23 protein-coding genes are annotated in these 23,505 nt (G+C 39.4%); 14 read left to right on the forward strand and 9 right to left on the reverse strand.

From position 1 onward, the window contains the following. Nucleotides 1-17: 17 nt before the first annotated feature. From JMN32_RS20835 to JMN32_RS20850, 4 genes are all read right to left on the reverse strand, one after another. The gene (locus JMN32_RS20835; protein ID WP_202858315.1) at nt 18-695 is read right to left on the reverse strand and encodes a BON domain-containing protein; all 678 of its coding nucleotides are present in this window, start codon (nt 693-695) and stop codon (nt 18-20) included. A 127-nt stretch (nt 696-822) separates the two neighbouring features. Next, nucleotides 823-1,281, reverse strand: coding sequence for an Hsp20/alpha crystallin family protein (locus tag JMN32_RS20840; protein ID WP_202858316.1), 459 nt, complete (start codon nt 1,279-1,281; stop codon nt 823-825). Between the two features lie 123 nt (nt 1,282-1,404). After that, nucleotides 1,405-1,770 carry a response regulator gene (locus JMN32_RS20845; RefSeq protein WP_202858317.1) on the reverse strand — a complete coding sequence of 122 codons (366 nt, stop codon included), beginning with the start codon at nt 1,768-1,770 and terminating at the stop codon, nt 1,405-1,407. Beyond that, nucleotides 1,745-3,292: a sensor histidine kinase gene (locus tag JMN32_RS20850; protein ID WP_202858318.1), complete on the reverse strand. Its 1,548-nt coding sequence runs from the start codon at nt 3,290-3,292 to the stop codon at nt 1,745-1,747. Before JMN32_RS20850 ends, JMN32_RS20845 begins: the two co-directional genes overlap by 26 nt. Before the next feature lie 180 nt (nt 3,293-3,472). Between JMN32_RS20850 and JMN32_RS20855 the strand changes: the two genes are divergently transcribed. Then, nucleotides 3,473-6,076 (forward strand): cation-translocating P-type ATPase, encoded by a 2,604-nt coding sequence (locus JMN32_RS20855; protein ID WP_202858319.1) that lies wholly within the window; start codon nt 3,473-3,475, stop codon nt 6,074-6,076. 131 nt (nt 6,077-6,207) lie between these two features. Further along, nucleotides 6,208-6,672, forward strand: a complete 465-nt coding sequence (locus tag JMN32_RS20860) for an OsmC family protein (protein WP_202858320.1) — start codon at nt 6,208-6,210, stop codon at nt 6,670-6,672. Between the two features lie 193 nt (nt 6,673-6,865). On the opposite strand, the gene JMN32_RS20865 is transcribed toward JMN32_RS20860, so the two are convergent. Both JMN32_RS20865 and ppsA read right to left on the reverse strand, forming a co-directional pair. Next, nucleotides 6,866-7,942, reverse strand: coding sequence for an AI-2E family transporter (locus JMN32_RS20865; protein WP_202858321.1), 1,077 nt, complete (start codon nt 7,940-7,942; stop codon nt 6,866-6,868). 79 nt (nt 7,943-8,021) lie between these two features. Next, on the reverse strand, nt 8,022-10,424 hold the full coding sequence (gene ppsA / locus JMN32_RS20870; RefSeq protein WP_202858322.1) for a phosphoenolpyruvate synthase: 2,403 nt from the start codon (nt 10,422-10,424) through the stop codon (nt 8,022-8,024). Between the two features lie 154 nt (nt 10,425-10,578). On the opposite strand from ppsA, the gene JMN32_RS20875 reads away from it, so the two are divergent. Beyond that, nucleotides 10,579-10,992 (forward strand): hypothetical protein, encoded by a 414-nt coding sequence (locus tag JMN32_RS20875; protein WP_202858323.1) that lies wholly within the window; start codon nt 10,579-10,581, stop codon nt 10,990-10,992. A gap of 296 nt (nt 10,993-11,288) precedes the next feature. On the opposite strand, the gene JMN32_RS20880 is transcribed toward JMN32_RS20875, so the two are convergent. Next, a complete protein-coding gene (locus tag JMN32_RS20880; protein ID WP_202858324.1) occupies nt 11,289-11,624 on the reverse strand; it encodes a hypothetical protein in 336 nt (111 codons plus the stop codon). 169 nt (nt 11,625-11,793) lie between these two features. Here JMN32_RS20880 and JMN32_RS20885 point away from each other — a divergent pair, with 169 nt between their 5' ends. Both JMN32_RS20885 and JMN32_RS20890 read left to right on the forward strand, forming a co-directional pair. After that, nucleotides 11,794-12,279, forward strand: a complete 486-nt coding sequence (locus tag JMN32_RS20885; RefSeq protein ID WP_202858325.1) for a hypothetical protein — start codon at nt 11,794-11,796, stop codon at nt 12,277-12,279. A 215-nt stretch (nt 12,280-12,494) separates the two neighbouring features. After that, on the forward strand, nt 12,495-12,935 hold the full coding sequence (locus JMN32_RS20890; RefSeq protein ID WP_202858326.1) for a TerB family tellurite resistance protein: 441 nt from the start codon (nt 12,495-12,497) through the stop codon (nt 12,933-12,935). Nucleotides 12,936-13,052: 117 nt separating this feature from the next. Here JMN32_RS20890 and JMN32_RS20895 read toward each other — a convergent pair whose 3' ends face one another. Then, the gene (locus JMN32_RS20895) at nt 13,053-14,654 is read right to left on the reverse strand and encodes an NADP-dependent glyceraldehyde-3-phosphate dehydrogenase (RefSeq protein WP_202858327.1); all 1,602 of its coding nucleotides are present in this window, start codon (nt 14,652-14,654) and stop codon (nt 13,053-13,055) included. 308 nt (nt 14,655-14,962) lie between these two features. On the opposite strand from JMN32_RS20895, the gene JMN32_RS20900 reads away from it, so the two are divergent. From JMN32_RS20900 to JMN32_RS20920, 5 genes are all read left to right on the forward strand, one after another. Next, complete coding sequence (locus JMN32_RS20900) at nt 14,963-16,399, forward strand: PhoX family protein (protein ID WP_202858328.1); 1,437 nt, start codon at nt 14,963-14,965, stop codon at nt 16,397-16,399. A gap of 1 nt (nt 16,400) precedes the next feature. Then, nucleotides 16,401-18,236 carry a cytochrome-c peroxidase gene (locus JMN32_RS20905; RefSeq protein WP_202858329.1) on the forward strand — a complete coding sequence of 612 codons (1,836 nt, stop codon included), beginning with the start codon at nt 16,401-16,403 and terminating at the stop codon, nt 18,234-18,236. Between the two features lie 432 nt (nt 18,237-18,668). Further along, a complete protein-coding gene (locus tag JMN32_RS20910; protein ID WP_202858330.1) occupies nt 18,669-19,883 on the forward strand; it encodes a DEAD/DEAH box helicase in 1,215 nt (404 codons plus the stop codon). Nucleotides 19,884-19,894: 11 nt separating this feature from the next. After that, nucleotides 19,895-20,140: a cold-shock protein gene (locus JMN32_RS20915; protein ID WP_238354572.1), complete on the forward strand. Its 246-nt coding sequence runs from the start codon at nt 19,895-19,897 to the stop codon at nt 20,138-20,140. 20 nt (nt 20,141-20,160) lie between these two features. Then, nucleotides 20,161-20,355, forward strand: a complete 195-nt coding sequence (locus JMN32_RS20920) for a cold-shock protein (protein ID WP_202858331.1) — start codon at nt 20,161-20,163, stop codon at nt 20,353-20,355. Between the two features lie 60 nt (nt 20,356-20,415). Here JMN32_RS20920 and JMN32_RS20925 read toward each other — a convergent pair whose 3' ends face one another. After that, the gene (locus tag JMN32_RS20925) at nt 20,416-20,907 is read right to left on the reverse strand and encodes a cupin domain-containing protein (RefSeq protein ID WP_202858332.1); all 492 of its coding nucleotides are present in this window, start codon (nt 20,905-20,907) and stop codon (nt 20,416-20,418) included. Between the two features lie 129 nt (nt 20,908-21,036). On the opposite strand from JMN32_RS20925, the gene JMN32_RS20930 reads away from it, so the two are divergent. The 4 genes from JMN32_RS20930 to JMN32_RS20945 all read left to right on the forward strand — a co-directional run bounded on the left by JMN32_RS20930 (nt 21,037) and on the right by JMN32_RS20945 (nt 23,412). After that, a complete protein-coding gene (locus tag JMN32_RS20930) occupies nt 21,037-21,504 on the forward strand; it encodes a hypothetical protein (RefSeq protein WP_202858333.1) in 468 nt (155 codons plus the stop codon). 147 nt (nt 21,505-21,651) lie between these two features. Next, nucleotides 21,652-21,978, forward strand: coding sequence for a hypothetical protein (locus JMN32_RS20935; protein ID WP_202858334.1), 327 nt, complete (start codon nt 21,652-21,654; stop codon nt 21,976-21,978). 2 nt (nt 21,979-21,980) lie between these two features. Next, entirely contained in the window at nt 21,981-22,469 is a 489-nt protein-coding gene (locus JMN32_RS20940) for a DUF2231 domain-containing protein (RefSeq protein WP_238354573.1), read from the forward strand. Further along, nucleotides 22,462-23,412 (forward strand): cation diffusion facilitator family transporter, encoded by a 951-nt coding sequence (locus JMN32_RS20945; protein ID WP_202858335.1) that lies wholly within the window; start codon nt 22,462-22,464, stop codon nt 23,410-23,412. The genes JMN32_RS20940 and JMN32_RS20945 overlap by 8 nt, the downstream gene beginning before the upstream one ends. The last annotated feature ends 93 nt before the right edge of the window (nt 23,413-23,505 follow it).

Consider the following 23,505-nt stretch of genomic DNA (forward strand, 5'->3'; position numbering starts at 1 on the left):
TTTCAAAGAAGGAGTTTCTAATGTTCAGCATAAATACTGGTGTCAATAACCAGGTTATTTAGTACTTCAGTTACTCCTGGCATAGCCCAAGCCACATCCTCGGCATCTTCCCTCTCTGACCATGAGCTTACTTTCCCTTTTAGCGTTACTGTACTTCCGTTAACCTCAACAGTAATATTTTCAACATCAACGGTAGCGTGTCGATGAAAAGCATTGCTAATCTTCTTTTTAATATATTTGGGCTCAACAATTTCGTTTTCAACCTTAACTCGGTTAATTATGCCTTTTATGCCGATTATTTTTTCTATTGCTTTTTGGGCAGCTTTACGCTCATAGTCCCACTTCACCGTACCTGAAAGAGATACCCAGCCATTATCAACCATAATTTCCAACCGGTCTTCATTGATTGCGCTATGCCAGGTAAGCGCATTTCTAATGGCCTCTCCAAGCTCTGCATCGGTTACTTTTTCACTTTGCCCTTTTAATTCAATGTCAACAGCTACCACCTTCACCCCACTAACCCTTTGTGCTGCTTTTTCTGTTGCCAGCTTTTGAGCATAGAAATCTACCATACCGGAGAGTGTCACAACTCCATCATCTACGCTCACCCCTATATGAGGAGCTATATCCGTGAGTTGAGGGTCCCATCGGATCTCTTCAATAACATCTTGTTTTATTTGTTCATCGGTTTTCATTTTACTGAGTAGTTTTGGTGTGTCAAAAAGCAATGAAGCAAAAGAGGATACCTTGCTACCGCTTAGATATTACCAAACTTTCTGCGTATCTTCCTCTGCTTCATCAATATGTACACGCACTGGTTGGCTACGAAACATCAATTTTATGAGCCGGTTTTACAGGGCTCTCTTTGAGCTTGGGAATGGTCAAATTAAGAACACCATTTTCGTATTTAGCCTTGATGTTATCCTCCTTGATATTCTCAGGAAGCGTAAATGTTCTACAGAAGGAATTGAATGAATATTCTTTTCTTGAATAGTCACCCTCTTCCTCTTTCTTCTCTTCTTCTTTCTCTGCCTTGATGCTCAGAATATTATTGTCAATTTCAATGATAAAATCCTTACGTTCCAGACCTGGAGCAGCCAGTTCCAATCTGTAATCTTTTGGGGATTCTTTAATATTTACTGTTGGCATATTTACCCCTAATCGTGTAGGCCATGCATCTGAATCGAAGTCAAAAAATTCGCGACCTAGTAATGAGGTGGGGCTGAAGAAGTCTGTTAGCAATGAAGGAAAACCTTCATTTTTTTTCACTGTTAAGTTCATAATTACCTCCGTGTTTTTATTTTATAAAATTAAGCTAACGGAAGGTTTTCCGCCATGATCTATATCGTTGGATCTTATGATTTTTGTTTGCAGTGGATACTCTATTTGTTTGTGAAAAGTGCCTTATTGCAAGAGGCGCTCAACGGTATCTATTAATTCATTAACGTCAAACGGCTTACATATATAGGCACTAGCCCCCATATCCATAGCTTTTTGAATCTCTTTTTTTTCGGCACTTGCGGTAAGATAAATAAAAGGAATATTAGTGGTCGAAGAGTTGCCCTTAAGGTTTTCCAAAACCTCATAGCCATCAGTCAGAGGCATCATTATATCACATAGAATAATATCTGGCAACTCTTTTTCGGCGGCATGTATCCCTGCTTTACCGTCTTCTACATCAATCACTCTATACCCTGCCAGTTCTAAAAGTTCAATAGTATTTTCTCTAATCTCTTTGTTATCTTCAATGACCAATACTGTTTTCTTCATAGTCAATGTTTGGCAATTTAATGGTAAAATTGGTTCCCTTTCCTGATTTACTTTTAAAAGTAATAGTTCCGTTCATTAATTCCACATATCTCTTCACGATTGTTAAACCCAGACCTGTACCTTGTACACTTCCTGTATTTGTAGCCCTGAAAAATTTATTGAATAAGTGCACCTGCTCTTCTTCAGGAATACCTATACCATGATCCTGAATCATAACCTCCAAGGCCCCATTGTCATTTTGTATGTGAAGATCAATTTCTGTCCCGTCAGATGAATACTTTATTGCATTAGAAATCAGGTTTTCTAAAACATGTCTGAACTTGTTAGCATCCAACAGCACCATATCTTCTCCTTTCACGTCCAGGTTTATCCTCTGTTCACCTTTCTTCAAAACCTGCATATTGGCAATAAGATCTTGAACAAATTCTGAAATATTCAAGGCATTAAATTCCAGTTTCACGTTACCTTGTTCCAGCTTATCTATAGATAAAAAATCGTTGAGCACCTCGGTAAGGTTGTTTATAGATGTTCTAATTCTTTGCAAGTGTTTACCAATGCGTTCATCCTTATTCACTCCTCCTACGTACTGATCAATCAACGTAACACTGGAAAGTATGATACTCAGTGGTGTACGGAACTCATGAGATGCCATAGACACAAACCTTGACTTCATTTCACTTACAGTCTTTTCACGATCAAGGGCATCATTGAGCTCTTGAGTTCTCTGGTGCACTTTCAACTCCAACTCTTCCTGCGTGGTACGCTGGTCATTTACATCAGTACATGACCCTATATAACCAGTGAATTCATATTCAGGAGAATAAGCCGGTTTTGCAATTTGCTGTATCCATCGATATTCCCCATCTCCTCTTTTTAACCTAAACTCTGTAATGTAGGGTTCTCTTTTTTCGTAAGCTAAATCAAAAGCTTCCAGCATTACACTCCTATCCTCCGGGTATACGTTATCCAACCACCCTAAACCTTTTTCATGATTAATATCGCAACCAGTAAACTCCAGCCAGGTATGATTGAAATAGGTGTATTCCTTCTTTTCATCAGCTACCCAGATCATCGTAGGAGAGTTTTCTGCAATACTTCTAAACCACGCCTCTCTTTCATCCACCATTTTCTGGGCTCTTACCTGAGCAGTGATATCCGTAACAAACGCTACGGCCAGTTTTTCACTATCAACCTTATAATGTCCAAGGCTTATTTCGACAGGAAAAATCTCTCCGTTCTTCTTTTGAGCAAATAATTCCAATTCACCTCCCATAGACCGGGATTTAGGGTTCTTAAAATAATGCTCTCGGTGATCAAAATGTTTTTTTCTATGGTTTCCGGGAATCAGAGTTTCAATAGGTTTTCCCTTTAACTCATCAGGGAAATATCCAAAAAGCTTTTCAGCACATGGGTTTGACAGTTCAATATAACCCTTTTCATCAACAACCAAAATACTGATTGTTGCACAATCAAACAGCACCTTAAAACCCGCTTCACTCTCAAGGAACCTCTGTCCAATCATATGAAATCCTTTTTCTTCAATTTAATAAATTATTCAATACAAACCTTCTCATTTTATCAGCATTTTATGACAATAATCGTCTTATGTAATGCTAATACTCATATTATACCTTCGTCGATAAGCTGATCTTAGTATTCAGTTGGTTTAAATTTATGCTATCGTTTTCCTTACGTAATTAATATGAAATCTGCCTATAATCTAAAACCTGAACAGATATTCTCAGCTATGGGCATAACCCCTGAATCTGGACTCAACGATGAAGGAGTGACGGAAAGGCGTGAACAATATGGGGTCAATGATATACAGGAAGACAAAGGCCAAACCTGGGCAGACATTATACTGAGACAAGTTAAAAGTCCCATTGTTCTTCTGCTGTTTTTCGCAGCTGGAGCGTCATTCTTTTTTGGAGAGTGGCTTGATGGTATTGCCATCCTTATTGTGATTCTTATCAATACAGCTGTAGGTTTTTATATGGAATACCAAGCTGATCGTTCCATGCAAGCTTTAAGAGACCTAACTTCAATAACTGCCAGAGGAATTCGCAACGGTATACTTATGGAGATAGACTCCAGGGAGTTGGTGCCAGGGGACATCATTTACCTGGAAGCCGGTGACATGGTACCTGCTGATGCTCGGATTTTCAAACTGGCCCTGCTCCAGATCAACGAATCGACTCTTACCGGGGAATCGTTACCCGTGGAAAAAGGTATAGACGCTTTGCCTGAAGGAACTGCAGTTGCCGAACAGGTCAACATGGTTTTTAAAGGCACTTATGTAACCAGAGGCAATGCTTCTGCAATAGTTACCGGCACAGGTATGGACACTGAATTGGGAAAAATAGCCAATCTTGTGAGTAAAGCTGAACAAGCCTCCACCCCACTAGAAAAGAAACTAGAGGCCTTCAGTAAGCGACTGATCAAAGTCACTCTGTTACTTGTTTTGCTCATATTCATTGCCGGATGGCTCATGGGACAGGATTTTTTCGAAATGCTAAGAACCTCTATTGCACTTGCTGTTGCGGCCATACCAGAGGGATTACCCATTGTGGCCACCTTAGGGTTAGCACGTGGCATGCTAATAATGGCCCGACACAACGTCATTGTTAAAAAATTGTCTGCAGTTGAGACTCTGGGTAGCACCAATGTCATATGTACGGACAAAACCGGTACGCTTACCGAGAACCAAATGAGCGTTCAAAGAGTAAAACCCAAACCATCGGAAGCCGATCCTGCTAATAGTAAAATACTACAAGCCATGGCACTTTGTAATACGGCTAACATCACAGATGACGGCACTGAAATCGGAGACCCTCTTGAAACTGCCTTGCTTAGGTATGTTAACACATATGGGGTATCTGATAGTATTCGAAGTCGTTATCCTAAAATAAGTGAAGAGCCATTCTCATCTGAAACCAAAAGGATGATAACCACCCATAAGGATGATGATGGCTCCATAGCCTTTGTCAAAGGGGCCGTTGAGGAGATACTTCTCATCTCTGACAAAATAGGTACCGAAAACACTGTGCTTACCAGTGAAAACAAAAAGGCTCTACTCAATGAGGCCTCAGAACTAGCCTCTTCGGGTTATAAAGTAATTGCACTGGCTTTTCAACAAAGCCCTTCTAATAAAATAAGGACTGCCGGATTTTCTTTTTTGGCAATTGTGGCTTTAATGGATCCGGCAAGACCAGATGTAGCCCAGGCTATTGATGAATGTAAATCTGCCGGCATCAAAGTAATCATGATCACGGGCGACCACCCACAAACTGCAAATGAGATTGCTACACAACTAAATCTCATTGACCGGAAAAATAAAGGCACTTCCACCGGCCTTATGGGTTCCGAAATGAAAGCCTATGAAGAACTTACGGAAGATGATAAAACTCTTTGGACCGAAACATCCGTATTTGCGAGGGTAAACCCAGTTCAAAAACTCGACCTTATACAGGTATTGCAAGACCAAAAGTATGTTGTAGGCATGACCGGTGACGGCGTTAATGATGCTCCAGCTCTCAAAAAAGCTGATATCGGAATAGCTATGGGACAAAGAGGCACACAAGTGGCTCAAGGAGTAGCTGATATGATACTAAAAGACGACTCTTTCTCATCGATAGTAATGGCTATCAAACAAGGGAGGATTATATTTGAAAACATTCGAAAATTCGTTATTTACCTATTATCAAGTAATCTAAGTGAAATAATTGCCATAAGCATAGCTTCAGGGTTATCACTCCATTTCCAGCTCCTACCCTTACAGATCCTTTTTATCAACCTTGTGTCTGATGTATTGCCGGCTCTAGCTCTTGGGGCAACGGCTGCTCCCGGGGATATTATGAAGCAACCTCCACGAAATCAGGATAAACCTATTATCGACCCTGGAAGATGGAGAGCCATAATATTTTATGCCATAACCATAAGTGCCTGTAGCTTGGGAGCTGTAGTAAGCTACCATTTTCTTATTTACCCTGCCGGTGAGTGGAACCCCGAGCTATATAATAACATTCTGTTTTTTACACTCATCAGTGCCCAACTGCTTCATGTTTTTAATATGAATTCATCTAGCAGTAATTTTTTCAGATCAGAGGTTATGAGGAACAAATATGTATGGTATGCGTTGGCATGCGGGGTTGGCATCATTGGCATTTTGTACCAATTCGAAATCTTCCGTGAAGTACTCTCTCTTTACCCCCTAACCGTTGTTGACTGGCTGGTCATTGTAACTTTCAGTCTTTTGAATATGACTATAAACTATCTGGCAAAGTTTTTTAAAATCATTGCTCATTAGCATGAATCCCTGGATATGTAATTATTCATTTTATTGATAACACTCACCCATTCATATGATTTCAGTCATACCTGACAAACAATTGATGTACTAGGTTTGTGACATACAATAACACTTAAATAATATATTTAATGGGACCACATTTTTATAATATCAATGTTACCTGGTCTAAAGAAAGAATAGGACTGATGAGCTCTCCTGAACTTCATAACATGACCCCGGGAAACGGTAGCATAGAAGTAGCTACACCTCCGCAATTTCCAAAAGGTATTGAAGGCCTATGGTCTCCCGAACACTTGTTTACAGCAGCCGTAAGCAGCTGTTTCATGACTACCTTCCTGGCAATAGCAGAAAACTTTAAACTTAACTTCAAGGGGTTTTCATGTGACTCAAGTGGAAAACTGGAAATGGTTGATGGAAAACTGTACATGACCGAGGTACATGTAAAACCTGTAGTAACATTATATGATGATGAAGATCGCGAGCGTGCTTTAAAAATACTGAACAAAACAGAGCGTTCTTGCCTGATCTCTAACTCTATTACAGCAAAAGTTATTATGGAGCCCTTGATACAAACAGTATTGTGCAAGGCCTGATTAAAGCCTTAAAGAATTGATTTGACAAGTGAAAGGTTATTAAGTCTAACGACCTAATAATCTTTCACTTTATTTTATCTTGCGTTTATTTCGGCATTTCACGACACCTATACACTTTGGTATATTCAATATGCTAAGCAATTCTTTGTTCCAAAGTTGTTTTTTAAGCATAGCATACACCTAATCCTATTCCTTATTTATTTTTATTTTGTTTATCATTTTTCATACCTAACATCATAGAGACGGTTGCCCACTTCGGGTTTTGATCTGCAATGAGCTTGATAATGCCGACAAATGGCACAAAAAGGATCATTCCAGCCATACCCCATAGTAAACCTCCCGTAAATATTGCAATGAGCATCACCAAAGTATTTACGTGCAACTTGCTGCTCACTGCTAAGGGAAATATAACATTGGCCTCCAGATACTGAACAAAGGAAAAAACAGCAATGATCCCTACCGGGTGCCAGATGGAATCATAGGTAATCCATGACATGGCTATGGGCAATAACGAACCTACAATTATACCCACATAAGGGATAAATGTTAAAACTGAAGCGATAAAACCAAACAATATGGCATGAGGAACCCCCAATATCAGTAGCCCGATACTATTTAAAGTACCTACCACCAGATAGACGATGGCCATGCCCTTGATGAAATCATAGTAAGTTTGAATGGTAAGAGAAATAATTTTTAACATCCTTGTATTCCGTTCAGAAGGAAATACTCGATATAATATCTCCATCCAATAGCCTCTGTAGTATAGAATAAGGACTACATAAACTGGAACAAGCAGCATAAGTACTACCGAAAATGCGGATGCAGAAACCGCGTTGCGTACAACTCTAAATATATTAATACCTGACTCATCTGACATTCGCGTCAATATATTCTCTTGTTGAACCTTTGAAATATTAAACACATCAATAAGCATTTGACTCAGGTCCTGTAATGATTGCTTGAGTTTATCTTGCAACAAAGGCCATTCATCAAGAAATGCTATAAACTGGCTGATTAAAAGTGTTAATAAGAGCAACCCTAAAAGAACTAGTATACTCAATGAAATAACAATAGCCGCCATACGGCCAACTTTTTTCCTTTCGAGCCAGGCACAAATAGGGTATAAAATAAAGCTAATCAGTACAGCAAAGCTTATAGGCACAAATATATCTCTACCGAAGTATAAGATGGCAGCTCCAAAAAATATGAATTGTAACCACTTTAAAATGTGTAAACTTTCTTTGGCAATAGTTTTCTGAGTTGGCATATTTCTCAATTTATGAGGGAAGCTTTATCACTTAATCAACCTTCATCATGCAGGTTAAGATAAAAAGATGTTAAATGAATTAAAAGCTTAAGCTAGAGTCCATCTTTGGCTTAGACCTTTTTTCGGCTTCAGCAATATTTTCAATACCTCTAATAATTGCATCAGGATTAAAGGATATAGAATCTATATTATTTTCGACCAGAAAACGAGCAAATTCAGGGTAATCGCTTGGTGCCTGCCCACATAGGCCAACCTTCACTCCTTTGGTATGTGCCACCTTAATAAGGTGCTTGATAAGATAAAGAACAGCTTCATTTTTCTCATTAAACAGACTACTTACTATAGCCGAATCTCGGTCCAGGCCGAGAGTAAGTTGTGTCAGGTCATTAGAGCCAATAGAGAAGCCATCAAATATGTCGGCAAACTTATCCGCGAGTAGAATATTACTGGGTATTTCAGCCATTACATACACCTCAAGTCCATGCTGCTTCCTCTTTAGGCCAAACTGTGCCATAGTATCCAATACTTTTTGGCCCTCCTCAACCGTACGGCAGAAAGGTATCATCACTTTAATATTGTCCAGCATCATTTCTTCTCTGGCTCTTTTAATAGCTGCACATTCCAGTCCAAAGCCTTCAGCATAACGTTCATTATAATACCTACTGGCACCCCTGAAACCAAGCATAGGGTTTTCCTCTTCTGGCTCGAAAAACTTGCCTCCCAATAACTTGGCATACTCATTGGTTTTAAAATCACTCATCCTTACTATAACCTCCCTCGGGTAATAGGCTGCCGCCACCAAACCAACAGACTCGGCAAGATTATCAATGAAAAATTTTTTCTTATCAGCGTAATGCCTTGTAAGAGCAGCTATTTGCTTTTTCTCATTATCATTTGGCAGCTCATCATATTTCACAAGCGCCATCGGATGTACCTGAAGGCTATTACTGATGGCAAACTCCATCCGCATCAACCCTACACCCTTGTTAGGATATGTGGCCAGTAAAAGCGCCTTACCAGGGTCAGCTAAAATGAACATTGGAGCTGTCTTAGTATTGGCTACTGCTCCGAGCTCGACCTCCTTTTCCTCCCATTTCAGTTTCCCATCATAAACCAACCCTTCATCTCCGCCTACACATGATATGGTAACAATCTGACCATCAATTAACTGCTCCGTCGCAGAAAGCGTACCTACTATAGCCGGAATTCCCAACTCACGGGCTACAATGGAAGCATGGCTTGTTCTCCCCCCTTTATTGGTAATAATACTGACAGCTTTCTTCAGCAGTGCATTCCAATCAGGGTTTGTTATATCGGCAACGATAATATCCCCAGCCTTAACTTTTGCTCCATCGGCCAGGGACTTCACAATCCTCACCTTACCGCTTACAATTGCCCTTCCCACGGCTTTCCCCCTCAAAAGAGGCTCTTTTTTAGTGGATATTTTGTAATCCTTGAGTGTGATATTCCTGCGATGAGAGTGTACGGTTTCAGGGCGTGCCTGTAGTATGTAAATCTGATCCGTTAGCCCATCTTTAGCCCATTCGATATCCATTGGGCTTCGGTAGTGTTTTTCTATAGCCAATGACCACTGCCCCAACAAGTTGATCTCCTCATCTGAAAGCACAAATTGGTCTCTGAGGGTTACAGGTGTTTCCTTCCACTTAGTTTCATGAGCTTCACTTTTACCATACACAACCATCTGCTGCTTAGAACCCATACTACGATAAACAATAGGGTGTCCCTGATTTTCTAACGCAGGCTTGAACAGGTAAAATTCATCCGTATTGACTGCCCCCTGAACCACACTCTCACCTAGCCCCCAAGCTCCTGTAATGTATATAAGGTTCTCATTTCCATTCTCAGGTTCAATGGTGAAGATTACCCCGGCACTACCCTTGTCTGATCTTACCATCTGTTGAACCCCAACGGAAAGTCCAACCTGCATATCAGCAAAACCATTGTCACTTCTGTATTTGATAGCTCTGTCATTAAACAGGGATATATAGCACTTTTTAGCTGCCTCTAGTACATGTTTTACTCCTGAAACATTCAAAAAAGAGTCATGCTGACCAGCAAAACTGGCTGTTGGTAAATCTTCGGCCGTAGCACTGCTTCTGATGGCAAATGTTGCCTTACCTTTTTCTTCAATAAAGCCTTGGTATGCTTCATGAATAGCATGTGCCACATCACTCGGCCAATCGGCTTTTGAAATGAGCTTTCGACATTCCTTACCTACTTCAGCAAGGTTTCCTAAGGTTTTTCGATCAAGTCTATTAAGAGTCTTCTGCAGTGGAACTTCAAGTGAGTTTTTAACAATAAATGACCTGTAAGCACCTACAGTAATAGCAAAACCATCGGGAACCATGACCCCTAATGGGGATAAGGTACTGATCAGTTCACCTAACGACGCATTTTTACCTCCAACCTCCGGTATATCATTCATTGTTAGAAAGCTAAAAGGCTGAACAAAGTTTTTCATCTTTATTATAATTTAACCCTTTTAAGGTAAACAAACCTAACCTAACATATCATAATCTCCGATGACCAAGGTCAAGCTAAAGGGTGATTAAGATCATTTCAAGAAAGTTACATGCATGCCTACCTTAGTTAGACAATTTAAACAATTAAAGCCCATGATATCTGTTACCTCAGCTACCGATAAGTACATTGTTCAGCCTAGTTTGCTGGACAAGCATAGGAAAACACTTGAGTGGTTATCTGCCACTTTACTCTGGAAGCAAGAGCTGGCCTTCTTTCAAAAACTATTGGACCAAAATGCTTCGAAATTCACTGAAATTGAAGACAAGAAACAAATAGATCATTTTCAAAATCTGATCATTTATTATAGTGGAGAATTGATCGATACATTGAGGAGCAAGCTTCGCGACCATGAAAAGCAACTTGCCGGAATGCTCGGAGCCAGAAATGAGTCAAGAATAGAATACTTTAAAGAGCATAACGAAATTATGAATGAGCTGGAAGCATTTAACAAAAGTTTTATTGAGTATAAGGAAGATTTCTTCCATTTTATCGAAAGAGTGCTTTAAGCTATTATCAAATTAAATCCCTTGAGCGGTTCATTTTAAAAGTTGTTCAAGGGAGTTTTATCCCCTTCATTCACTCCAAGTTGATACTCTACAGCTTCGCTCAGGTATACCTAAAACCACTTCCTGAGTATCTACAGATTATAACCTGGCGTATCTTATCGATAATCCTCTTTCATATTCCCATAGGTCAAATCAGGACAGTTAACCTCTCTTGAAATTATTGATATAAAAATTCAGACCTGAAATTACTTCTTTGATGTTTGGTATCGTGTACCTCTCAAGGTTAAATGGTAGTTCTATTCCGCTTGGGCACATTGCGCTTCTTTTATACTATTGATCATCACCAGACTTCCTCCCATACATCCCGTTGCGAAGCTTTCTACGTATTCAAAATCTACCTGAACATGCATTCCATCCACCAACTCAAGATCTTGCATAGGATCTTCTATAGGTTGTGCTGGCGTTTGGAGAAAGTATGACCATAATGGCTCAAGGTATTTCCCACTTTCTAATCTTAGTAGAAAACCGCAGCCATCGAGATCGGAATGATCTTTCATCACAGCATTATAACGACATTGGTCAACTATTTCAATGGATTCAGAATGGCATGCAGCGAGTAAAACTACAGACACAATTAAAGCAAGACCTTTAAACATAAATCTTGTTTTTTAGGATTACCATTACCTATTAGACACTGGTTATGATTGATGAGTTGTAATACCAAGTGTATATAAAGTGAAGCAAACAGAAGTGTGTTTCAATTATTTATATCAAATTTGCTTTAATAAATACGAAATACAAATGGATCAGAAAATACAAGAAATAAAAAGTGGTGAAGGTTTGGGACAACTTAAATTTGGCATGTCTACTAATCAGGTAAAACAAATTTTGGGAGAACCTGATGAGGTTGAGACTTACTCTTATGAAACAGAAGAGGGAGAACTCAGCGAAACCTGGCATTACGATAGTGCAGAGTTATCAATATCATTTGACGAGGAAGAAGACTGGAAACTCGTTTCAATTGCTATAAGCGCTCAAGATGTACTATTCAAAGGCCATAAGCTTATAGGCTTAAAGTATGATGAATTGGTTAAAGCCCTGAAAAGCCTGGAAATTGGTCACCTGGAGTTTGAAGATTGGTCATCAGCAGAAAGCCCAAACCACAAACTTATTTCGGCAGAAGAGATTGAAATTAATTTCTGGCTTGACGATGACGTGTTATCAGAGATTCAACTAGGGCCACTCTTTGATGATGATGACAATATAAAATGGCCAGCTATAGGATAACACCTATTCCGGCCTGTCAAAATAATTCGAGGCTGTATTAAATATTTTTTGTTATAGTATACTGCAAGGACTACAAATATTTGATACAGTCTCTTCTCTTTTTACCCAAATAGTTATTTTTAAATATTTTCACATTTTATTTAAAATTTTTCTTTTTAGTACCAATTATAAACCATAAATTATGAATTTAACTTGTTGGCTTTAAGTACTAAAACATGAAATTCAGTGAAATCCTAAATCTATTCAGGCAAGGTAAAAGCACTGCCAAGAGCCATATGAAAAATCTGATTGAAATGGCTGCAGCAGATGGTAACTTTGACGAAGTTGAATATCAACTTCTCCAACGTATTGCCAAGAGAAATGGCATCTCTAATGGACAACTAAAATCTATCAGAAATAATCCTGATACTGTGCCTTTCGAGATTCCGGAAGACAAACTAGAAAGATTCTCTCAGCTTTACGACCTTGTTCATATGATGGTAATTGACAATGATGTACATGGTGAAGAGAAAAAGCTATGTAATCTTTTTGCGATTAAATTCGGTTATCCCAAAGAGCGTATAGAAGAGATTGTCAGCACTATACAAAGCAACATAGACAATGGCAACGACCATGAAGATACTCTGCAAAGGGTAGAGTGGATGTTGATCTCATAACCACCTTTCTTTCTCAACCTAACCAACTATTATATTCCTCTAAAATTAATACCGGGTTCCTGCCATTACTTAACATGACCTGACAGAAACCCCGGTATAACTATGACCGTTTCGTTATTACAGTATGTAATCTGTGCTTACAAAATTTGAAGCTTTACTCTCTAGTAATGCATTGAGTATCTCATTATTATAAGCATTGTCTTTAGAGGCAACAAATGTCCTGATTGAAAACGAGCGCAACGCATCATATACGCTAAGTGTTGACACGGCAGAGTCCTTCCTGCCTGTAAAAGGATAAACATCAGGACCTCTCTGACAAGAACTGTTTAGGTTGACACGGCAAACCAGGTTCACAAGTGTATCTATCAACGGAGCTATGGTCTGGATATCCTTACCAAACAAGCTCACCTGCTGACCATAGTTTGATTCAGCCATATCATCAAGAGGTTCATCTATTTCCTTAAAGGAAAGAATGGGTACGACTGGACCGAACTGCTCTTCGTGGTATACCCGCATCTGTTTGTTGACAGGGTACAAGACTGCAGGAAAAATATAATTTTCAGTAGTTTCTCCCCCCTTTTCATTTATTATACTGGCTCCATTTGCAGTGGCATCATCAATAAGTTCTTTAATATATGCAGGTTTTCCTGGTTCTGGTAATGGTGTTAGTTTTACACCTTCATCCCAGGGATTACCAAATTTGAGTTGATCTACCCGGCGGGCAAATCGTTCATTAAACTCTTCAATGATATCTTCATGCACATAAAGCACTTTCAGGGCAGTACAACGCTGACCATTGAAAGAGAGTGCTCCTGCTATACATTCATCAATAGTGAGGTCGAGGTCGGCATCGGGCAATACTATAGCAGGGTTTTTAGCCTCTAATCCCAGTACGAGGCGAAGTCTGTTCTTATGAGGATGTTGATCCTGAAGTGCAATTGCCGACTTACTGTTACCTATAAGTGCCAATACATCAACCTTGCCTGTTTGCATAATAGGCGTAGCCACTTCCCTACCCCGGCCATAAATGATGTTCACCACTCCTGAAGGAAAGCTGTTTCTAAAAGCCTCTAACAAGGGAGAAATTAACAGAACACCATACTTAGCAGGCTTAAAAACAGCTGTATTGCCCATAATGAGAGCCGGTATAAGTAAGGCGAAGGTTTCATTAAGAGGATAGTTGTAGGGGCCAAGGCACAACACTACTCCTAAGGGACCTCGGCGTATGTGAGCATACACACCATCATTTTTTTCGAACTTAGCACTGTCTCGATCCAACTGTTTATAGTCCTCTATGGTATCATAAATATAATCCACAGTTCGATCAAACTCCTTTTCAGAGTCAGTAAGGTTCTTACCGACCTCCCACATCAAAAGTTTGACCACCTCACCACGTTTGAGTTTCATCTGGCTCACAAACTTTTCCATACACGCGACGCGATCACTCACTTTCATGGTTGGCCACACCCCCTGTCCTTTGCTATAGGCATTGCTGGCCGCATCCAGAGCCTCGAGAGCTGTCTCTTCAGTCATATATGGAATACTCCCTAGTAAAGTAGGTGCATATTCACCCTTGGCATTAACGCTATGAATAGATGAGTACACCTCTGTCACTTTTCCATTCCAAGGCTTTAGTTCCCCATTAACAAGATAGGTACTTTGATCCGTAAGGTTCTCCACTTGAAATTGCGCAGGGATTTCATGTTGCTTTGTCTCCATTACATTATTTTTTCTTTGAGATTATTGATTGCGCATCCAATAGTGAAACCAAATTCGGAATATTTTAGAATATATCCATGGCTTCAGCCTCTTTATTCAGCACCTTCCTGCTTTTACAAAAATTACTGTAAACTATTTATTAATCGATTTAATTTAAGCTGCATCATGACACTGTTACACCTTAATTAAATTTCTGTTACCTCGTACAAACAAGATAAAAAAAGCATAATACCGCTTATTAATCAGGGCTTTAAAGAATAAATAATTTTGCGCCTTAGAGAAACACACTTAACCAATTAACACTAAAAATGAAAAGAAATTTACTTGTATTAGCGCTGGTTAGCAGCTTGTTTTGTGCATGTGGAGATGATGATGTTACCTCACCGGCCAACCCGGTTGTATTACAGAATCACTCCAAAACCCCACATATGTTAGAGCTTAAGCCAGAGTTTTCTGATGTTGAAATTTTTACTCTGATCAGTTCTGAAGATAAACTCAGCGAATCTCCTGATTTCGTTTACGGAAGTATGGCCGATGGTGCCGGTTTACTGAAAAATTCTGACGGTACTTTTACCTTAATCAACAATATTGAAGCGGACTATTCTATTGCAAGAATTACTCTTGATGAAACATTCAAACCTGTAAAAGGAGAATATATCGTTAACTCTGATGCCACTGCCAATACTGCTCAGTGCTCAGGGTCTTTGATTACTCCTGAAGAGCATGGCTTCGGTCCTCTATATCTGAGCGGCGGTGAGTGGGGTGGTTCTTCAACTAACGTGTTTGTAACTGACCCTTTCAAAAGTGCTGCTGCTGCAAGCTCTGCAAAAACACTGGTTAACTTCGGTCAGTGGACTACTGAGAATGCTGTTGTATTAGGAAAAGATGCTTTCCCTGGAAAAACTGTTGCTCTTATAGGTGATGACAGCCATGGTGAAGCAGGTGGTCAGCTTGCCATGTATGTTTCCAACAGTGCCGGTGACCTTGATAATGGCAAACTCTACGGCCTAAAGGTTGGTGATGGAACTGTTGTTGACAATGACCTTATAGTAGACCAGGAATATGACGTTACATTCGTAGAACTGAATGAAAGAACTTATGATGCCCTAAACGATGAAGCAATTGCTAAAAAGGTAATGGCTTTTAACCGGGTTGAGGATATTGATTACAGAAAAGGTTCGGGCGAAGCCAACAGGGAGTTTTACTTCAACGCAACAGGCAGAAGCCAGTTCAACGACACCAGAACTCTTTATGGTCGTGTTTATAAAATAGTACTTAATGAAAATGACCCTACTAAAGGCACGCTTACGCTTGTACTCGATGGTGATAACCTGAATGGAAAAGCCAAAAGTTTCCACAGCCCAGACAACATTCTTGTAACAGAAAACTATGCTTACATCCAGGAAGATCCTAATGGATATGATAATGATGTTACTAAGCAACATGATGCCTATCTCTATCAGTATAACCTAAAAACAGGGGAAGTAAAAACTGTTCTTGAAGTTGATCGAGACGCTTACATTTCGGGAGGCTATGGCTCCGCAAATGATGGCTTTGGTACTTGGGAGCTTACCGGTATGATAGACATCTCTGACGAAATCGGTATTGAAGGAAGCTTCCTGCTAATCGTTCAGGCACACTCCTGGCATAATGATGCCTTCCTTAATCCTGATGGAGCAGGTACAGACGAAAATAGCTCCGATCAAGGTAGCTATGCAGTAGTACTCAAAGGTTTAGAAAGATAATATGTACATCCATTTTCCTATTCTGTATAAAGGGGCTTTTCTGCTAAGCCTCTTTATACTTCTCAATGCCTGTTCTAACAAAAATAGAACCGCAGAAACTCCAATCCCTTTACAAATGCAGGACTTGTACCTTCATGATCTTGAAGAAACCCTGCTTGCTGTTGAGCGACTACAACTGACCGACCGCGCAGACAGTCTTCAGCATATCTTCCTTGAAGCTCGTTTAAAATTCAAGCAAACAGAGCCTATCATGGCCTTTTTTAAAGCCTCTGCCTATAAAGCGCTAAATCAGCCAAACCTGATGATTGTTCATGAAGGTGACAATGGCATAGAAAATGAACCTCCGCAAGGCTTTCAGGTTATTGAAGAGTTGCTGGCAGGCGATAGTATGGATATCGATATAGTTCGTGCTGAAATCACTAATGTTTACAGGACTTTGAAGCTTGAAAAAGACAATGTCAATATCGCTAAATCTAGTGACTACCACTTCCTTTGGCTACTCCGAGATTCATTTCTACGTATTATAGCCCTGGGCATCTCGGGTTTTGACTCTCCAGTATTACATTACTCACTTCCTGAAAACAGACAGGTTCTGCTCAGTCTCATGAACTACATGAAACTTCATAAAGGGAGGTTTCATGACCAAAAACTTTATAACCAATGGATTGAAACATTAATCCAGAGTGCTCAAAACCTTAATCAACAAGACTTTGATACTTTTGACCGATATGCATTCATCAAAAATCATATCCATCCTCTATTGAACTTGTGGAAAAAAACAGTAGTAGACTGGGGTGTTAGCTTTCCTTTTGAAACTAAACTCAATTATGAAGCTGAAACATTTTTTGATAGTACTACATTCAATACCATTAGCTTTGCCCCTTCTTACTCTCCAAAAGCAACACGAGAGTTAATATCTCTTGGTAAACAACTCTTTTTTGACAAAAACCTGTCCGGGAGTAAAACGATGAGTTGTGCAACATGCCACCAGCCAGAAAAATACTTTACGGATGGTCTAACTAAATCCACCGCAAATGATGGAAATCCGCTTCCCCGCAATTCACCTACTTTGCTGTATGCTGCCTTACAAAACAATCAGTTTTATGATGCTCGCGTAGCTAATTTGGAAAACCAGATTATAGATGTGGTAAATGGCGAAAGAGAATTTCACTCTGACATCAACCTCCTTCAGGAAACTGTAAACGGTTCAGAAACATATAGAGATAAATTTAAGGCGCTTTACAAGGATAGCATAACATCCAGAAATATTAGAAATGCCATAGCTCAGTATATTAGAACTCTGGTGCCATTTAACTCAAAATTTGATAGAAATATATCTAACAAAGAAAATACACTTACGGCCAGTGAGATTAATGGTTTTAACTTATTTATGGGAAAAGCAGGTTGTGGTACTTGTCACTTTGCACCTATTTTTAATGGCACAGTTCCTCCTGCCTTTTCTCATACAGAGCTTGAGGTACTTGGCGTACCTGAACTGGCTGTATTTGCAAACGCCACCGTTGACCCTGACTCTGGCAGGTACAACTTATTCAAGGCAGACCTTAAAAAGTTTGCTTTCAAAACTCCAACTATACGAAATGTATCCAAAACTGCACCTTACATGCATAACGGTGTATTCAATACTCTTGAGGAAGTAGTTAAATTCTATAACCTTGGTGGTGGAAACGGTATAGGTATGTTCTTACATAATCAGACCTTACCAGCTGATACATTAGGACTCTCTGATCGAGAAATTTCAGACCTCATACATTTCATGAAAAGTCTTGAGGATGATTTAACTACATCATCTCCACTTACTCCCTATGAGGCTGATTAATATCTATTAGGAGAATAACTCTACCAGCCCCCTATAGGAAGACCTTTAAACGAACCAAAAAGTCATTAATCAGTTTGCCTTTTGGTTCGCTAAGAGCCTCATATGGTGACAATAATATTAGGTAATGAGACATATTAGTGCTACCTTTGTCACTTATCAAAGTAGAGGCAACCTCTTACAGGAAATTTCTCACAAGATTCTTTTCTCTAATATCCTTCGGCTTTGACCAAAGTCGGTTCTTTTAAACAACAATCAAGACCGAGTTGCTTTTTAATCAGATTTAACCTGCTGTAGCATTATTCTTCATGCGGTTGAATTCTTATTATGATTAGAAAATTTCCAAGCCTATGAATTAGGCATGAGTGAAATCCACAGGCTACCCATATCATTAAATGGTTGGGTAAGCATGATTTTTTTATATAAACAAATACAATGTATAGAACTAAACAGAGGCCAACAAAACGCACCTCAAACTTTAACCGCAACTCCGGCGGAAATAGAAATAGAAACAAAAAGAAAAACAATAATAGCAGCAGTATAGACATTAACAAATTTATAAGCAAGGCAATAGCACCAGAGCAAAAAGAGGTATATCAGGTTACCAATAAATTTGTAGATTTCCCCCTTCAACAAGGCCTCATCAAAAGAATCGAAGACCGGGGTTACTCTTCTCCTACTGAAATTCAGGATAAAAGCATTAACCATATACTTGCAGGTAAGGATGTAGTAGGTATTGCAGGAACCGGTACAGGAAAAACAGGAGCCTTTCTGATACCTATTATTAACAGATTACTTACAGAACCTGCATTTTTCGACACACTTATAATTACCCCCACGCGAGAATTGGCATTGCAGATTGAAGATGAGTTTCGAAAATTGACCCGAGCTACAAAGCTTCGCTCTATTACTCTTATCGGTGGCACCAATATGAACAAATCGATGGCTGCTTTTTCAAGGCCTGCACATATTGTAATAGGTACGCCTGGAAGAATAATGGATATGGCTCAACGTGGTAAACTGGCGTTCAGAAAGTTTCCCGTGCTAATTCTTGACGAATTTGACAGGATGTTGGATATGGGTTTTATAAGAGATATTGAGCGGGTAATTAGCCAAATGACTGCCCGAAAACAAACTTTGCTATTTTCAGCAACTATGCCGGCTTCACAGGAAGGAATTATCAAGAAAATAATACCAACCCCTGTAAAAGTCAAAGCCTCTTCAGCATTAAAATCGTCTAACAATGTAGACCAAAACGTGGTTTCCGTATCTGAGGGTGAAAATAAGTTTGATTCGCTAATGTCCGTAATATCTAGTGATAATGAAAAAGACAGTCGGGTTATCCTTTTCTGCGAAACCAAGAGGAAGGCAAGCAAACTGGCTAAAAAACTGAACGTAACCGGTATTCCATCAGACGAAATACACGGCAACAAGAGCCAACTAGCGCGTGAAAGAGCATTGAAAAAATTCAAAACAGGCCAGATCAGGGTTTTAGTGGCAACTGATGTTATGGCCAGAGGTATAGATGTTACAGATGTTTCAATGGTAATCAACTATGAAGTACCCAGAACATATGATGACTATATCCATAGAATTGGCCGAACAGGCCGAGCCGGGAAAACCGGAAAAGCAGTCACATTTATCAACTAATAACACAATATATGGCACGATCTCAAAACAGCTTCATTAAGCAACAGAGAGAAAAAAAGAAACAGAAGAAGAAAGAAGAGAAACTGCAAAAAAAGCAGGAAAGAAAAGAAAACTCTACAGGGGGCAATTTGGATGATATGATTGCCTATGTAGATGAATTTGGCAATATTACATCCACTCCGCCATCAGAACATGAAGATACATCTTCCACAAAAAATGATAAGGCTGACACCAGCAATCAAAAGAAAGGAATCTAATAATTATTAATAACAATAGAATGAAAAAAGGAACAGTTAAATTCTTTAACGAGTCAAAAGGTTACGGTTTCATATTACAAGATGATACTCAAGAAGATATATTCGTACACGAAAGTGGTTTGATCCATGAGATTGTACAAAATGATAAAGTATCATTTAATGTAGAGCAAGGCCGCAAAGGACTTAATGCGATTAATGTTGAGGTGATCGACTAATTAACACCACTCTGAAACGGGTCGCCTGATTGAGGCTTCCCGTTTTAATTAAAGCCCCCCTCAGACTCTTGTCAACTCAGTGATAATGGTCTTATACTGAGAAAACTCTCTCATTAGCTCTCCTCCATCAGCCATTTCAAAATCCTGAAAATCAAAACCAGGAGCCACAGTACACCCCACCAAGGCAAAACTGTCAGGCTGCTCAACCCGCGATGCAAACCAACACCCTGCAGGGACTACTGCCTGAGGCTGCTGACCATTACTTAAATCCAACCCCAGCTTAATAACCTGAAGCTTTCCTGAGGCTGAAATAACATAGATAGACAAAGGGTCTCCGTCATAAAAATGCCACATTTCGTCAGACTTTATCCTATGGAATGCTGAAAACTCACCGCTCCTGAGCAGAAAGTAAATACCGGTACTTACACTCCTCTTCCCCTTAAAACCGTCATAAGTATTTTCAACTGAAGATCTGTAAGTCTCCTTATAATACCCCCCTTCAACATGAGGTTGTAGACTTAATGTCTTAATATAGTTATCTACCTTGTTCATATGTAAAATTAACTCATTAAAAAGCACCTATGATTTCTTAAACATCTTTAAACAAAAGGGTGCTGTATTTACTTATCATATCAAATATAGTAATTTTGAGATAGTACAAACGACCTGACCAAACAATCTATGCACGAGGAAGAAGACGCCAGCTCACCCAACCCGGAACAGCTGCCAATATTTAAAAAGGGACGGGAAATTTATGAATTAACCGTTAAAATCACTGATCTTATTCCTGATGAAGATCAGATGTTGTGTACCTATAAAGACTTTATGCTTGAAGATGCTGCCAATCTGACTGTGAAGGTTGCAGGAGCTGAGGCTGCTGACTTGTATGATATACGAATGGAAAATGCTGCTATTATACGAAAGGCTGCACGGGATCTGATGACTCATTGTAGCGGGCTAAAGATGTTTGGTTTTAAAGAAACGCAGTACCTGCACCTGATAAGAGAAGCTATTGAAGAATATAGGCTACTGTTTATTGATTGGGTAAGCACTTTTGACCCTTGGAATTATTGCGTAGATCGCTGGGGGCTTTTCAACCCTCCCGGTGTTAGTGCCGATGATTATGATCCCGATGGTGACAAGGAATAAACAAGATGTTTAGAAGCAAATATTCTCTTATTTACTACCTTTGAAACTGCTACATAAATACGATAAAGCCAGAGTTTAGAAGATTTGTTTTTACAACTGTTATTACTGTAAGAATTTTTACTTTACTAGAATTTAAACTTATCACTTATGAAAAGATTAACGCATTATCTTTCTTCTGTTTCATTGGCAACTTTATTTGTCATAACCATGGTAGCGTGTGGTGGAAGTACAGACGTGGTTGAATCCGGAATCTATCAGGGAACTATCGATGAAGTTGAAGCTGACAAAACAGAGATATATGTAAAAACGACAGACAACAAGAAACTTGAGCTTTACTTTACAGACCAAACAGAGCTCACAAAAAATGGAGAAACCATAAACTTTGATATTCTTAAAGAAGGCATGAAGGTGGAAGTTGAAGTGGAGAAGGTTGGCCAAAGACTTGATCCTATCGCAGTAAAAGTACTGGATTAAGCATGGGTCTGATACCGGATTGGATACGGACAGAGGTGTATCATGCATTGTCCGTGCATTTCCCTATTGCATTTCTTTTACTGGGCACATTGCTTAAGCTTGTTGCCATGGTTACCAACAAGCAATTTTTAACTACCTCGGGAAGTCTTCTGTTGTATGTTGGGACCATTACCGCATGGATAGCTATCTATACCGGAGACTTGGCTGATGGCAAAGTAAGTAGATCTGTTTGTGACCCTACCGTGTTAAAAAGTCATGAAAATATGGCTTTTTACCTTACATATATATTTACGGCAGCTTCTTTTCTGGATATAGCTATACTATCCGAAAAGATCAACAGGTTCAGAAGGATAGGAAGGACCATTGTGGTTATTTTAATGCTCATAGGAAGTGTTTTGCTAACATATATGGGTGATTTAGGCGCCTCATTAGTTTATCAACAGGCAGCAGGAGTTTCAGTTCCCTCCGAAGATTGTAAAGAATTTGAATAAAGAAGCACAAGACCATATTCCTCACCCTACTCAAAAAGGTCTTAAAACTACATTAGTAGGGATTATTATCAGTGCCATTCTAGCCATTGTAAAAGCCTTGGGCGGAATATTTGGCAATTCCTATGCTCTCATTGCAGATGCTATAGAATCTGCCGGTGATGTATTATCATCTATAATGCTTTGGATAGGCTTAAAATGGTCAGCTCGCCCACCTGATAAAAATCACCCCTATGGTCATGGAAAAGCAGAAGCTCTAATAGCAGTAGGCATAGCTATTGCTCTTGCAATAGCATCCTTCATCATTACAAGAGACAGCATTTACCATATAATGGAACCCCACAAAACTCCGGCTCCTTATACTTTAATTATTCTTGTAAGTGTAATCACAACCAAAGAATTATTGTATCGGTATGTATTGAAAACAGGAATAGAAATTAATAGTGGAGCAGTAAAAGCTGATGCCTTTCACCATCGTAGCGATGCCATTACCTCTGCAGCTGCATTTATAGGTATTACCATAGCCATTATTGGTGGTGAAGGGTACGAAGTAGCTGACGATTATGCTGCTCTTTTTGCTGCTGCGGTAATACTTATTAATGCTTACATTATAATACGCCCTGCCATCGGAGAACTTTTGGACGAATCTGTTGTTCCTGAACTTAATACTCAGGTGAAAGAGCTGGCCGAACAAGTAGAAGCTGTACACAAAGTAGAAAAGTGTCATACCAGAAAAATGGGAGTTATGCATGTAGTAGATATGCATATCTGGGTTGACTCACATATGTCAGTGGCCGAGGGGCATGAAATTGCCCATAATGTCAAAAATCACATTAGGAACCATCTGCCAGAAATACTAGACGTGCTTGTGCATGTAGAGCCAGCTAATATGGAAGAGCATGATCAGACTAAAAGTGATAGTAAAATTCACAAGTCACTACAATGATCTTTCCAGCATATAAAATACTTTTATCTCACTGAAACACTTAGCTTTTAAGTTGTTTTAAATAGTTTTATCTTGGAGCTATAAATCTATAGC

Origin of the sequence: Fulvivirga marina (assembly GCF_016775155.1) — a bacterium.
In the GTDB taxonomy this organism is placed as follows: domain Bacteria; phylum Bacteroidota; class Bacteroidia; order Cytophagales; family Cyclobacteriaceae; genus Fulvivirga; species Fulvivirga marina.